At 66.3% G+C, this 13,475-nt stretch carries 12 protein-coding genes and 1 tRNA gene; 8 read left to right on the forward strand and 5 right to left on the reverse strand.

Annotated features, from left to right (window positions below; all coding sequences use genetic code 11):
* Positions 1 to 22 precede the first annotated feature (22 nt).
* Positions 23 to 706: a DJ-1/PfpI family protein gene (locus AC3WLY_RS22360; protein WP_492308957.1), complete on the reverse strand. Its 684-nt coding sequence runs from the start codon at positions 704 to 706 to the stop codon at positions 23 to 25.
* Between the two features lie 117 nt (positions 707 to 823).
* On the opposite strand from AC3WLY_RS22360, the gene AC3WLY_RS22365 reads away from it, so the two are divergent.
* Positions 824 to 1,795 carry a GlxA family transcriptional regulator gene (locus tag AC3WLY_RS22365; protein ID WP_492308956.1) on the forward strand — a complete coding sequence of 324 codons (972 nt, stop codon included), beginning with the start codon at positions 824 to 826 and terminating at the stop codon, positions 1,793 to 1,795.
* A gap of 174 nt (positions 1,796 to 1,969) precedes the next feature.
* The gene (locus AC3WLY_RS22370) at positions 1,970 to 2,944 is read left to right on the forward strand and encodes a LysR family transcriptional regulator (protein ID WP_175961984.1); all 975 of its coding nucleotides are present in this window, start codon (positions 1,970 to 1,972) and stop codon (positions 2,942 to 2,944) included.
* Positions 2,945 to 3,114: 170 nt separating this feature from the next.
* On the opposite strand, the gene AC3WLY_RS22375 is transcribed toward AC3WLY_RS22370, so the two are convergent.
* From AC3WLY_RS22375 to AC3WLY_RS22390, 4 genes are all read right to left on the reverse strand, one after another.
* A tRNA-Met gene (locus AC3WLY_RS22375) sits at positions 3,115 to 3,191 on the reverse strand.
* Between the two features lie 148 nt (positions 3,192 to 3,339).
* Complete coding sequence (locus tag AC3WLY_RS22380) at positions 3,340 to 4,998, reverse strand: MFS transporter (protein ID WP_175961983.1); 1,659 nt, start codon at positions 4,996 to 4,998, stop codon at positions 3,340 to 3,342.
* A gap of 226 nt (positions 4,999 to 5,224) precedes the next feature.
* Positions 5,225 to 6,772 carry a sensor histidine kinase N-terminal domain-containing protein gene (locus tag AC3WLY_RS22385; RefSeq protein ID WP_310142366.1) on the reverse strand — a complete coding sequence of 516 codons (1,548 nt, stop codon included), beginning with the start codon at positions 6,770 to 6,772 and terminating at the stop codon, positions 5,225 to 5,227.
* A 17-nt stretch (positions 6,773 to 6,789) separates the two neighbouring features.
* Positions 6,790 to 7,518 carry a response regulator transcription factor gene (locus AC3WLY_RS22390; RefSeq protein WP_310142364.1) on the reverse strand — a complete coding sequence of 243 codons (729 nt, stop codon included), beginning with the start codon at positions 7,516 to 7,518 and terminating at the stop codon, positions 6,790 to 6,792.
* Between the two features lie 188 nt (positions 7,519 to 7,706).
* Here AC3WLY_RS22390 and recA point away from each other — a divergent pair, with 188 nt between their 5' ends.
* The 6 genes from recA (at position 7,707) to AC3WLY_RS22420 (ending at position 13,457) form a co-directional block, all read left to right on the forward strand.
* Positions 7,707 to 8,777: a recombinase RecA gene (gene recA / locus AC3WLY_RS22395; protein ID WP_175961982.1), complete on the forward strand. Its 1,071-nt coding sequence runs from the start codon at positions 7,707 to 7,709 to the stop codon at positions 8,775 to 8,777.
* Positions 8,777 to 9,646 (forward strand): recombination regulator RecX, encoded by an 870-nt coding sequence (gene recX, locus AC3WLY_RS22400; RefSeq protein WP_425132509.1) that lies wholly within the window; start codon positions 8,777 to 8,779, stop codon positions 9,644 to 9,646. The genes recA and recX overlap by 1 nt, the downstream gene beginning before the upstream one ends.
* A gap of 146 nt (positions 9,647 to 9,792) precedes the next feature.
* Complete coding sequence (locus AC3WLY_RS22405; RefSeq protein WP_175961980.1) at positions 9,793 to 10,416, forward strand: DUF2889 domain-containing protein; 624 nt, start codon at positions 9,793 to 9,795, stop codon at positions 10,414 to 10,416.
* 67 nt (positions 10,417 to 10,483) lie between these two features.
* Complete coding sequence (gene sucC / locus AC3WLY_RS22410; protein ID WP_110281496.1) at positions 10,484 to 11,650, forward strand: ADP-forming succinate--CoA ligase subunit beta; 1,167 nt, start codon at positions 10,484 to 10,486, stop codon at positions 11,648 to 11,650.
* A 64-nt stretch (positions 11,651 to 11,714) separates the two neighbouring features.
* Positions 11,715 to 12,596: a succinate--CoA ligase subunit alpha gene (sucD, locus tag AC3WLY_RS22415; RefSeq protein ID WP_034178933.1), complete on the forward strand. Its 882-nt coding sequence runs from the start codon at positions 11,715 to 11,717 to the stop codon at positions 12,594 to 12,596.
* Between the two features lie 156 nt (positions 12,597 to 12,752).
* Positions 12,753 to 13,457: a TerC family protein gene (locus tag AC3WLY_RS22420; RefSeq protein WP_175961979.1), complete on the forward strand. Its 705-nt coding sequence runs from the start codon at positions 12,753 to 12,755 to the stop codon at positions 13,455 to 13,457.
* Positions 13,458 to 13,475: the final 18 nt, after the last annotated feature.

Consider the following 13,475-nt stretch of genomic DNA (forward strand, 5'->3'; position numbering starts at 1 on the left):
GTCAATTCTCCTGCATCCGCATTCAGCGCGACATCGCGCGCAGCGCCTGCTCGATTGTCTGCTTGCGTTTCGCAAAGCTGGCCGCCGAACGTTCGGTGACGCGCTTCACGACCGATGCCGGCGCGGTGTCGGGCGAGCCGGCGTTGAACGGCGGCGCAGGCGCGTATTCGAGCTGAAGCTGGATCGCCTGCGCCTCTTCATCGCCGGCCAACTCCGCGGCGATCGTCAGCGCGAAGTCGATACCGGCCGTCACGCCGCCGCCGGTGATCAGGTTGCCGTCGCGCACGACGCGCTCGCGCACGGGCACCGCACCCAGCGGTTCGAGCAGCGTGTGGAACGCCCAGTGCGTCGTCGCACGCCGACCGCGCAGCAGGCCGGCCACGCCGAGCAGCAGCGCGCCCGTGCAGACCGACGTCACGTAGCGCGCGGTAGCCGCGCGCTGCTGCACGAACGCGATCGTTTCGGCGTCGAGCAGCAGGTCGTTGATCCCGATGCCGCCCGGCACGCAGATCACGTCGAGCGGCGGGCAGTCGTCGAACGTGCAGGTCGGCGCGAGCGCGAGGCCGCTGCTCGACGCGACTGTGTCGCGCGACTTCCAGACCAGGTGGACGGCCGCGTCGGGCAGCGACGCGAGCACGTCGTGCGGGCCGGTGAGATCGAGTTGCTGGACGCCGGGAAACACGAGAAGGCCGATATGCAGGGTCATGCGAAGACTCCGGGTGGAAGAGGAACGCGCCGTTGCCGGCACACGATGGACAGACCGATTCTAGGCGCGTAGTGTTTGGCGAAATTGCCATATCGCCCACGTTTTCAGCCAATCGCCATGCCTGCCGCCCCGCGCTCGATCCTGGTCCTTGCATTTCCCCGTGCACAATTGCTCGACGTGTCGGGGCCGCTGCAGGTGTTCGCGTCCGTCAACGAACTCGCGCTTGAGCGCGGGCAGCCGGCGCCGTATGCGCCGCGTGTCGTCGCGGCCGACGCCGGGCCCGTCGAGACGTCGTCGGGCCTCGTCGTGATGGCCGAGTCGCTGCGCTCGGCCGCGCGCCGTCCCGATACGGTGATCGTCGCGGGCGGCAAGGGCGTGCACGCGGCATCGCAGGATGCCCGGCTGGTGCGCTGGGTGCGGCAGCAGGCGGAGCGTGCGCGGCGCGTTGCGTCGGTCTGCACCGGTGCGTTCCTGCTCGCCGAGGCTGGCCTGCTCGACGGACGGCGTGCGGTTACGCACTGGGCGCGCTGCGACGAATTCGCGGCGCGCTACCCGAACGTGCGCGTCGAAGCCGATCCGATCTTCATCCGCGAGGGCGCGCTGTGGACGTCGGCCGGCGTGACGGCCGGCATCGATCTCGCGCTCGCGCTGGTCGAGGAGGATCTCGGCCGCGCGACCGCGCTCGACGCCGCGCGCGAACTCGTCGTGTTCCTCAAGCGTCCGGGCGGACAGGCGCAGTTCAGCGCGATGCTGTCGATGCAGCGCACCGACGACCGGTTCGGCGAACTGCATGCGTGGATGGCCGAGCACCTGACGGCCGACCTGTCGGTGCCCGCGCTGGCCGAGCGCGTGCGCATGAGCGAACGCAGCTTCGTGCGCCACTATCGTGCGGGAACCGGCCGCACGCCCGCGCGCGCGGTCGAGCAGATCCGCGTCGAGGCCGCGCAGCGCCTGCTCGGCGAAACGACTTGGCCCGTCAAGCGGATCGCCGCGCGGTGCGGATTCGGTTCGGAGGAGACGTTGCGGCGCAGCTTCGTGCGTGTGCTGGGCGTGTCGCCGCAGGCGTATCGGGAGCGGTTCGTGCGGTAACGCGCGGCGCGCGATCGGGGCCGGAGCGGTTGTCGTGTGGAACTGAACGAAAACCGATCATTTTCCAGTGCGAAATTCCAAGACTATTCAGGGTTGGAGAACAATGGTCGGGGGCTTGTGTCGCGCCCGCCGCGCGCTCTATTCTGTTCCGTTGGCGATTCGAAGGGGGGCAGCATGGACCGAATCCAGGCAATGGAAGTTTTTACCCGTGTGGTCGACGCGAACAGCTTTACGCGCGCGGCCGACACGCTCGCGATGCCGCGCGCGTCGGTGACGACCATCATCCAGAATCTCGAGGCGCTGCTCGGCGTGCGCCTGATGCACCGGACGACGCGCCGGCTGTCGTTGACGCCGGAAGGTGCCGCGTACTACGAGCATTGCATGAAGATCATCGCGGAGATCGCGGAAGCCGACGCGAGCTTCCAGACCGGCAACCGCAAGCCGAGCGGCGTGCTGCGCGTCCACATGCCGAGTTCGCTCGGGCGGCGCATCGTGCTGCCGTCGCTGTCGATTTTCCGGCAGCGTTATCCGGACATCACGCTCGAGCTGGGGCTTTCCGACCGCTACGTGGATCCGGTCGAGGAGGGCATCGACTGCATGATCCGGGTCGGGCCGCTCGAGGATTCGTCGATGGTTGCGCGGCGCATCGGGATGCTGAAGCGCGTGACCTGCGCGTCGCCCGATTACGTCGCGCGTCACGGCGAGCCGCACGAGATTGCCGATCTTGCCGAACATCATGCGGTGAATTTCCGTTCGAGCCACGGCGCGCGTGCGATTCCGTGGGTGTTCATGATCGACGGCAAGCCGGTCGAGGTGCGGATGAGCGGGAGCGTCACGGTCAACGATTCGGATGCCTACGTGACGTGCGGGCTCGAAGGGTTCGGGATGATCCAGCCGACGCTGTTCATGGTGCTGCCGAACCTGCTCGACGGATCGCTGGTCGAGGTGCTGCCGGACTGCAATCCGAAGCCGAAGCCGATTTCGATCGTCTATCCGCACAACCGGCATTTGTCGCAGAAGGTGCGAGTGTTCGCCGACTGGATCGCGGAGGTGTTCGAGTCGACACCGGCGCTGGAAGGCGGGGAGAACTGGCGCGGGAAGGTGCGCGGGCAGTTGCCGGAGGAGCGGCGCGGGACGGTGGCGGCGTAACGAGCCGGGACGCGGCGGTTTCGGCCGTTGTGTCCGCGAAGCGGGGGCCGTCGGTGCCGGGGCGCGTGAAATGCCGCATGCCGGCGGGAGGCGGCGCGAGAGGATCGCGAATCGGATGAGCCAAATGAAAAAGCCGCTGTTCCTTGCGGAACAGCGGCTTTTTTTACAACTGGTGGCGAATCAGGGACTCGAACCCCGGACCTGCGGATTATGATTCCGTCGCTCTAACCGACTGAGCTAATTCGCCGAAGAAATGAATTATGGAGATGGGCCGTCTGGCTGTCAACACCTTTTTTCGTCTTCCCCGAAAAAAGTTGCCGATGATCCGTACCGGCCTCGTCGCAGGGCGGTTGCCGGTCACCGGAACGCGCCCGGCAACCGCCCATGCCTCGACATCAATCCTGCGCGTAGATATTCGAGTCCTTCGTCTCCTTGACGAACAGCAGGCCGATCACGAACGTGGCCAGCGCGATCACGATCGGATACCAGAGCCCCGAATAGATGTTGCCCTTCGCCGCGACGATCGCGAATGCGGTCGCCGGCAGGAAGCCGCCGAACCAGCCGTTGCCGATGTGGTACGGCAGCGACATCGACGTATAGCGGATCCGCGTCGGGAACATCTCGACCAGCATCGCGGCGATCGGCCCGTAGACCATCGTCACGTAGATTACGAGGATCGTCAGGATCACGATCGTCATCGGCCAGTTGAGCTGCGCCGGGTCGGCCTTCGCCGGGTAGCCGGCCCCCTTCAGCGTCGACGCGAGCGTCTTGTCGAACGCCGCGCCCTGTGCCTTCGCGTCGGCCGCCTTGCCGTCGTACGCCGGGATCACCGTATCGCCGACCTTGATTTCGGCCATCGTGCCGGCCGGTGCCGCGACGTTCTCGTAGTTCAGGCCGGCCTTCGCGAGCGCGCTCTTCGCGATGTCGCACGAGTTCGTGAACTTCGACGTGCCCACCGGGTTGAACTGGAACGAGCAGGTGGCCGGATCGGCGACGACGGTGATCGGCGCCTTCTGCGTGGCGATCTCGAGCTGCGGGTTCGCGTAGTGCGTGAGCGCCTTGAACAGCGGGAAGTAGGTCAGCGCCGCGATCAGGCAGCCCGCGAGGATGATCGGCTTGCGGCCGATCTTGTCCGACAGCGACCCGAAGAACAGGAAGAACGGCGTGCCGATCAGGAGCGCGATCGCGATCAGGATGTTCGCGCTTGCGCCGTCGACCTTCAGCGTCTGCGTGAGGAAGAACAGCGCGTAGAACTGGCCCGTGTACCACACGACGGCCTGGCCGGCGGTCAGGCCGACGAGCGCGAGGATCACGATCTTCAGGTTCTTCCACTGGCCGAACGCTTCGGTCAGCGGCGCCTTCGACGTCTTGCCTTCCGCCTTGATGCGCAGGAACACCGGCGATTCGTTCAGCTGCAGCCGGATCCACACCGACACCGCCAGCAGCGCGATCGATGCGACGAACGGCACGCGCCAGCCCCAGTTGCCGAACGCTTCCTCGCCGATGAACGTGCGCACGCCGAGGATCACGAGCAGCGACAGGAACAGGCCGAGCGTCGCGGTCGTCTGGATCCACGCGGTGTAGAAGCCGCGCCGGTTCGCCGGCGCATGCTCGGCGACATAGGTCGCCGCGCCGCCGTACTCGCCGCCGAGCGCGAGGCCCTGCAGGAGCCGCATCGCGATGAAGATCACCGGCGCGGCGATGCCGATCGACGCATAGCCGGGCAGGAAACCGACCACGAACGTCGAGAGGCCCATGATCACGATCGTCACGAGGAACGTGTGCTTGCGTCCGACCATGTCGCCGAGCCGGCCGAACACGATCGCGCCGAACGGCCGCACCGCGAAGCCGGCCGCGAAGCCGAGCAGCGTGAAGATGAATGCGGCGGTCGGATTGACGCCGGAGAAGAAGCTCTTGCTGATGTAGGCCGCGAGTGAGCCGGCCAGGTAAAAGTCGTACCACTCGAACACGGTCCCGAGCGACGACGCGAAGATCACCTTTTTCTCTTCGCCCGTCATCGGCGCGTGCGAAATTTGCCCGCCTAACGTTGCCATGAATCGTCTCCAAGTCCCTTGATATAGATATGCGGCCGCCTTGGGTGGGCGGGCCTGTCGACGATTATTGGCACGGAAACTTACGGCGCACTGACTCGCGCGCACAAAACGACTGCGCGTTAACCCGTGCCGAATCGGGTGCTTCGCGTGACGATCGTGATGCGAACGTCCGGCAAAACGCCGGTTTCGGCACGATCGCGGCGCGTTGCCGCGGTGCGCGTCAGGGTTAATCCGGAGCGGTTTCCGCCAGCGGCAGGCTGACGCGCACGAGCGTGCCGACGAGGCGCGGCGCCTGCTGGTAGACGTGATCGTCGAGCGTCAGCGTGCCGCCGTGCTGCGTGGCGATCTCTCGCACGATCGCGAGCCCGAGGCCGCTGCCGTCGCCTTCGCGGCCGAGGATCCGGTAGAAGCGCTCGACGACGCGCTCGCGTTCCGCGGCCGGGATGCCGGGCCCCGTGTCCTCGACTTCGAGATGCGCGAGCCGCGCCGCGCGATCGGCGCGCACGCGCACCGTGATCCGGCCGCCTTCCGGCGTGTAGCGGATCGCGTTGTCGATCAGGTTGCCGAGCATCTCGCGCAGCATCACCGGGTTGCCGTCGACATCGAGCGGCGCGTCGTCCGGCGGGCCTTCGTAGCCGAGATCCATCCGCTTCGCGAGCGCGGCCTGCACCCAGTCGCGCACCGCGCGCCGCGCGAGCGCGGCGATCTCGACCGGCTCGAACGTGAGCCCGCTCGCGCGGTTCTCGGCGCGCGCGAGCGCAAGCAGTTGCGTGACGAGCCGCGCGGCCTGCTCGGAGCTCGTCGCGATCTGCTCGAGCGAGCGCTGCACGTCGGGCGGGACGGGGTGGCGCAGCGCGAATTCGGCCTGCGTGCGCAGGCCCGCGAGCGGCGTCTTCATCTGGTGCGCGGCGTCGGCGATGAAGCGCTTTTGCAGCGCCATGTTCTGTTCGAGACGCGCGAGCAGGTCGTTGAACGACGTGACGAGCGGCTCGATCTCGGGCGGCGCGCGCTGCGCCTCGACGGGCGACAGGTCGTCGGGCCGCCGCGCGCGGATGTGCGCCTGCAGCGCGTTGAGCGGCGCGAGCCCGCGCGACAGCCCGAACCAGACGAGCAGGATCGCGAGCGGCAGGATCACGAATTGCGGCAGGATCACGCCCTTGATGATGTCGTTCGCGAGCGCGTTGCGCTTGTCGAGCGTCTCGCCGACCTGCACGAGCACGGGCTGCGTGCCGTTCGCCTGCGGCAGCGCGACCGTCGTATACGCGACGCGCACGTCGTTGCCGCGCAGCAGGTCGTCGCGAAACACGACGACGCCCGGCGGCGGGCGGTCCTCGTCGCGCGGCAGCGGCATGTCGGCTTCGCCCGCGACCAGCTCGCCGCGCGCGCCGAGCACCTGGAAGTAAACGCTGTCGACGTTGTCCGCGCGCAGGAAGTCGCGCGTCTGCTCCGGCAGCGTCAGCTCGGCGACGCCGTTCACCGGGTGGATCTGGCGTGCAAGCACGTATGCGTTGGTCTCGAGCGCGCGGTCGAACGGGCCGTTCGCGATCGTCTTCGCGACGAGATAGGTGACGGCGATGCTCATCGGCCACAGCAGCAGCAGCGGCGCGAGCATCCAGTCGAGGATTTCGCCGAACAGCGAGCGCGGGCGCGGCGCCTCGGGCGCATCGGTTTCGTCGGGCGGCGCGAACGGGTTCTCGTAGCGCGCGTCGCGCGCATCGTCGGCGGCCGACGACGGCGCGCCGGTCGGGTGGCGGGAATGGGCCGGCGTGGCCATCGCGGCGACGCGCGGCTTCAGCGCAGCGGCGTGCCGGCCGTCGCGGGCTGGGGCGCTGTGGTGTCGGCCGGCGCGGCGGGCGCGGCCTTTTCGAGGCAATAGCCGAGGCCGCGCACGGTCGAGATCCGGACGCCGCTCGGTTCGATCTTCTTGCGCAGCCGGTGCACGTAGACTTCGATCGCGTTGTTGCTGACTTCCTCGCCCCATTCGCACAGATGGTCGACGAGCTGCTCCTTCGATACGAGCCGGCCGATCCGCTGCAGCAGCACCTCGAGCAGGCCGAGTTCGCGCGCGGACAGATCGAGCACGTGATCGTTCGCGTACGCGATGCGGCCGACCTGGTCGAACGCGAGCGAGCCGTGCCGCACGACGGTCGGGCCGCCGCCCGCGCCGCGCCGGGTCAGTGCGCGCACGCGCGCTTCGAGTTCGTTGAGTGCGAACGGCTTGGCCATGTAATCGTCCGCGCCGAGATCGAGGCCCTTCACGCGCTCGTCGACGCTGTCGGCGGCGGTCAGGATCAGCACGGGGAGGTTGGAATTGCGGGCGCGCAGGCGCTTGAGCACGTCGAGCCCGGACATTTTCGGCAGTCCGAGATCGAGGATCAGCAGGTCGAATGTCTGCATCGACAGCGCCGTATCGGCATCGACGCCGTTCTTCACGTGGTCGACCGCATAGCCCGATTGGCGGAGTGACCGGGTGAGGCCGTCCGCGAGTATGCTGTCGTCTTCGGCGATGAGAATTCGCATGTTGCTGACCGATGGCCGGCAGGGTGTTCGCGCCGGCGCGGCTGTCTCCGAAGTTATTCGTGTACAACGCCCTGCATTGCGGGCTTGCATAAAACACTGTTTTTTTATACAGTGTCTGCATTCGTGGGCGGCGCTTGAAAGCGGGCGCGCCTTTAACAGACGCTGCTCATCATAGCAAAGGACGATTCATGGAAGAAAGCAAGAAGGGCTCCGGGATGACCGCCGAGAAGAGCAAGGCGCTGGCGGCCGCACTCGCGCAGATCGAAAAGCAGTTCGGCAAGGGGTCGATCATGCGGATGGGCGACGGCGAGGTGGCCGAGGACATCCAGGTCGTCTCCACGGGTTCGCTGGGGCTCGACATCGCGCTCGGCGTCGGCGGCCTGCCGCGCGGTCGGGTGGTCGAGATCTACGGTCCGGAATCGTCCGGTAAAACCACGCTCACGCTGCAGGTGATCGCCGAACTGCAGAAGATCGGCGGCACGGCCGCGTTCATCGACGCCGAGCACGCACTCGACGTCCAGTACGCGGCGAAGCTCGGCGTGAACGTGCCGGAACTGCTGATCTCGCAGCCGGACACCGGCGAGCAGGCGCTGGAAATCACCGATGCGCTGGTGCGCTCGGGCTCGATCGACATGATCGTCATCGACTCGGTCGCGGCGCTCGTGCCGAAGGCCGAAATCGAAGGCGAGATGGGCGATTCGCTGCCGGGCCTGCAGGCCCGCCTGATGTCGCAGGCGCTGCGCAAGCTGACCGGCACGATCAAGCGCACGAACTGCCTCGTGATCTTCATCAACCAGATTCGTATGAAGATCGGCGTGATGTTCGGCAACCCGGAAACCACGACGGGCGGCAACGCGCTGAAGTTCTATGCGTCGGTGCGTCTCGACATCCGCCGGATCGGCTCGATCAAGAAGAACGACGAAGTGATCGGCAACGAAACCCGCGTGAAGGTCGTCAAGAACAAGGTATCGCCGCCGTTCCGCGAAGCGATCTTCGACATCCTGTACGGCGAGGGCATCTCGCGCCAGGGCGAGATCATCGACCTCGGCGTGCAGGCGAAGATCGTCGACAAGGCAGGCGCCTGGTACAGCTACAACGGCGAGAAGATCGGCCAGGGCAAGGACAACGCGCGTGAATTCCTGCGTGAGAATCCGGAAATCGCCCGCGAGATCGAGAACCGCATCCGCGAATCGCTCGGCGTCGTCGCAATGCCCGATGGCGTAGGCAACGAAGCCGAGGCGATGGACGAAGAAGAGTGATGGTCGGGCGCCGAGGTCAGGCTGGCGAGCCGGAGGAGAGCGACGCGCCCGAAATGGCGGGTCGCTCCGGCCGGCGAGCCGGATCCTCGGGCGCCGACCGGCGGGTCGCTGGCAGCAACGCCGCGAACCGCACCGCGACGAGGGCATCTGACGATGCCCTCGTTTCGTTTGAGATAACCGCGCCGGACGATCCGTTCGATGACGATGAATCGTTCGACGCGCACGACCGGTCCCGCCGTCGTGTGTCCGGCGTCAGCTTCCCGGGCGATCGCGCATCCGATGCGTCGGCACCTGCCAGGGAAGATGTCTATACGCGCAGCAGCCAGCATCCGCGCCGCACGCGCCGTGCGTCCGGCGCTGCTTCAAGCGCTGCCTCCGGCGACGATCCGGGCGCCGGCAAACGCAAGTCGTCGAAGCCGCCGCGTTCGTTGAAGGGCCGCGCGCTCGGCTATCTGTCCAGGCGCGAATACAGCCGCACGGAACTCGCGCGCAAGCTCGCGCCGTATGTCGGCGAAGACGAGTCCGTCGAACCGGTGCTCGATGCGCTGGAGAAGGAAGGCTGGCTGTCCGACGCGCGTTTCGCCGAGAGCCTCGTGCATCGGCGTGCGTCGCGCGTCGGTGTCGCGCGCATCGTCAGCGAGCTGAAGCGTCATGCGGTCGGCGACACGCTCGTCGAGGAAGTGAACGCGCAGCTGCGCGAGACCGAATGGGCGCGCGCGCAGGCGGTCTGGCGCAAGAAATTCGGTGCATTGCCGCAAACGCCGGCCGAGCGGGCGAAGCAGGCGCGCTTTCTCGCCGCGCGCGGCTTCTCGAGCGCGACCATCGTGAAGTTGCTGAAGGTCGGCGACGATTTCCCGATCGACGATTGAGCGCTCCGGTCGCGCGCGCGGCGCGCGATTTTGCTGCAACGCAACCGCTCCCGGACAGGCGGGAATACCCGCCGTCGCGTCAAACTGTCTCACATACCCAATATGCTAAAATCCGTGGGTTTTCCTCTTCGGCCTCAACCTCCAGCATGCCGCTATCCGAGCCCGTGCCCCGTCAGTTGCGACATCGACGCGCAATCCGAGCGGAAGCTTACGAGCGCGGCGACGGCTTGTGGGACATCGAAGCCTGCCTGACCGACCACAAGCCGCGCGATGTCGCGCTTGCGTCGGGCATCCGGCCCCAGGGCCTGCCGATCCACGAACTCTGGCTGCGCGTGACTATCGATCGTGAACTCAATGTCGTCGACGCCGAAGCGTCTTCGGAATGGGTGCCCTATCCCGGTCAGTGTCAATCCGCCCCTCCCGCCTATCGGGCCCTCATCGGGCTCAATCTCTTCCGCCACTTCCGCCGCGATGCGAACCGATTGCTGTCCGGTGTCGCAGGCTGCTCCCATCTCACCGAACTGTGCGCCGTGCTGCCGACGGCAGCGATCCAGGCGTTCGCCGGTGACGTGTGGAACGTGCGCGAGGAGGGCGGCGAAGGGCCGGATCACGACGGCGTGCGCGACGAACCGCCTTTCCAGCTCGGCCGCTGCCGTGCGCTGCGGTTCGACGGCGAGGTCGTGCGGCAGTACTACCCGCGCTGGTATGGCGCGAGCCGGCCGGACGTGCCTGTCGACGACATGCCCGTCAGGGACGGCACGAAGGAATGAACGGAAATCATTCGAAGAAGCGTCTAAGCGACTTTTCATCCAACTCTCAGACTGAAGGGAATCACGCATGAAGATTCACGAGTACCAGGGTAAGGAAATCCTGCGGAAATTCGGAGTCGCGGTACCGCGCGGCAAGCCGGCGTTCTCGGTGGACGAGGCCGTCAAGGTGGCAGAAGAGCTGGGCGGCCCGGTGTGGGTCGTCAAGGCTCAGATTCACGCGGGTGGCCGTGGCAAGGGCGGCGGCGTGAAGGTCGCGAAGTCGATCGAGCAGGTGCGCGAATACGCGAACCAGATCCTCGGCATGCAGCTCGTCACGCACCAGACCGGTCCGGAAGGCCAGAAGGTCAACCGCCTGATGATCGAAGAAGGCGCCGACATCAAGCAGGAACTGTATGTCAGCCTCGTCGTCGACCGCATCTCGCAGAAGATCGTGCTGATGGGTTCGAGCGAAGGCGGCATGGACATCGAAGAAGTCGCCGAAAAGCACCCGGAACTGATCCACAAGGTCATCGTCGAGCCGTCGACGGGCCTGCTGGACGCCCAGGCCGACGACCTCGCCGCGAAGATCGGCGTGCCGGCCGCGTCGATTCCGCAAGCGCGCGCGATCCTGCAAGGCCTGTACAAGGCATTCTGGGAAACCGACGCGTCGCTGGCTGAAATCAACCCGCTGAACGTCTCCGGCGACGGCAAGGTCATCGCACTCGACGCGAAGTTCAACTTCGACTCGAACGCGCTGTTCCGTCATCCGGAAATCGTCGCGTACCGCGATCTGGACGAAGAAGATCCGGCTGAAATCGAAGCGTCGAAGTTCGATCTCGCGTACATCTCGCTCGACGGCAACATCGGCTGTCTCGTGAACGGCGCGGGCCTGGCAATGGCGACGATGGACACCATCAAGCTGTTCGGCGGCGAGCCGGCGAACTTCCTGGACGTCGGCGGAGGAGCTACGACCGAGAAGGTCACGGAAGCGTTCAAGCTGATGCTGAAGAACCCGGACCTGAAGGCGATCCTCGTGAACATCTTCGGCGGCATCATGCGCTGCGACGTGATCGCGGAAGGCGTGATCGCCGGTTCGAAGGCCGTGAACCTGAAGGTGCCGCTCGTCGTGCGCATGAAGGGCACGAACGAGGACCTCGGCAAGAAGATGCTGGCCGACTCGGGCCTGCCGATCATCTCGGCGGACAGCATGGAAGAAGCTGCGCAGAAGGTCGTCGCGGCTGCCGCAGGCAAGTAACGCTATCGAATACGCATGGCGGCGCGGCAGATACGCGACGCCAATCGAACAGAGGTCAAAATACATGTCGATTCTGATCAACAAGGACACGAAGGTCATCACGCAGGGCATCACCGGCAAAACCGGTCAGTTCCATACGCGCGCCTGCCGTGAATATGCAAACGGCCGCGAAGCATTCGTCGCGGGCGTGAACCCGAAGAAGGCCGGCGAAGATTTCGAAGGCATTCCGATCTACGCAAGCGTCAAGGAAGCGAAGGAAGAAACCGGCGCGACCGTGTCGGTCATCTACGTTCCGCCGGCAGGCGCAGCCGCTGCGATCTGGGAAGCGGTCGAAGCCGATCTGGATCTCGCGATCTGCATCACGGAAGGCATCCCCGTGCGCGACATGATCGAAGTGAAGGACCGCATGCGCCGCGAAGGCCGCAAGACGCTGCTGCTCGGGCCGAACTGCCCGGGCACGATCACGCCGGACGAACTGAAGATCGGCATCATGCCGGGTCACATCCACCGCAAGGGCCGCATCGGCGTCGTGTCGCGTTCGGGCACGCTGACGTATGAAGCCGTTGCACAGCTGACGGCACTTGGCCTCGGCCAGTCGTCGGCAGTCGGCATCGGCGGCGACCCGATCAACGGTCTGAAGCACATCGACGTGATGAAGATGTTCAACGACGATCCGGATACGGACGCGGTCGTGATGATCGGCGAAATCGGCGGTCCGGACGAAGCCAATGCGGCCGAGTGGATCAAGGCCAACATGAAGAAGCCGGTCGTCGGCTTCATCGCTGGCGTGACGGCGCCTCCGGGCAAGCGCATGGGCCACGCCGGCGCGCTGATCTCGGGCGGTGCGGATACGGCCGAAGCGAAGCTGGAAATCATGGAAGCGTGCGGCATCACCGTCACGCGCAACCCGTCGGAAATGGGCCGTCTGCTGAAGGCAGCGCTGTAATATTTCCGCCTGGGTTTGTCCTGCAGAAAACGCCGGCTTTGCCGGCGTTTTTTGTTATGCTCGCGCAATGAATTCGTAAGCACCGGGCATGCATCGCGCATGTGCCGGCGATGAACCGGGTCGCCCGCCGGGTGGCCATATCCTGCACATCCCCCCATGCTCGAATTCCTGACGTCGCTGCACTGGGGTGCCGTTCTCCAGATCGTCATCATCGACATCCTGCTCGGCGGCGACAACGCGGTCGTGATCGCGCTCGCGTGCCGCAACCTGCCGGCGAACCAGCGGCTGCGCGGCGTCGTCTGGGGCACCGCGGGGGCGATCCTGCTGCGCGTCGCGCTGATCACGTTCGCGGTCGCGCTGCTCGACGTGCCGTTCCTGAAGATCGGCGGCGGGCTTCTGCTGCTGTGGATCGGCGTCAAGCTGATGGCGCCGGCCGCCGACGCGCACGATCACATCAAGCCGGCCGACCGGCTGTGGGACGCCGTGAAGACGATCGTGATCGCCGATGCGGTGATGAGCCTCGACAACGTGATCGCGATCGCCGGCGCGGCCGAGCAGGCCGATCCGTCGCACCGGATCGCGCTCGTGATCTTCGGGCTCGTCGTCAGCGTGCCGATCATCGTGTGGGGCAGCACGCTGGTGCTGAAAATGCTCGACCGCTTCCCCATCATCGTGACGCTTGGCGCCGCGCTGCTCGGCTGGATCGCGGGCGGGCTGATCGTGAACGACCCGGTCGGCGATCGCTGGCCGGTGCTCGACACGCCACCCGCGATCTACGGTGCGAGCATGGCCGGCGCGCTGTTCGTTGTGGCGGCCGGTTACGCGCTCAGACGCCGCCGCGGCGCACCGGGCACGCACTGACGTTGGCCGTCCGGCCGA

It is taken from the genome of Burkholderia sp. FW306-1C-G01B (assembly GCF_058781685.1).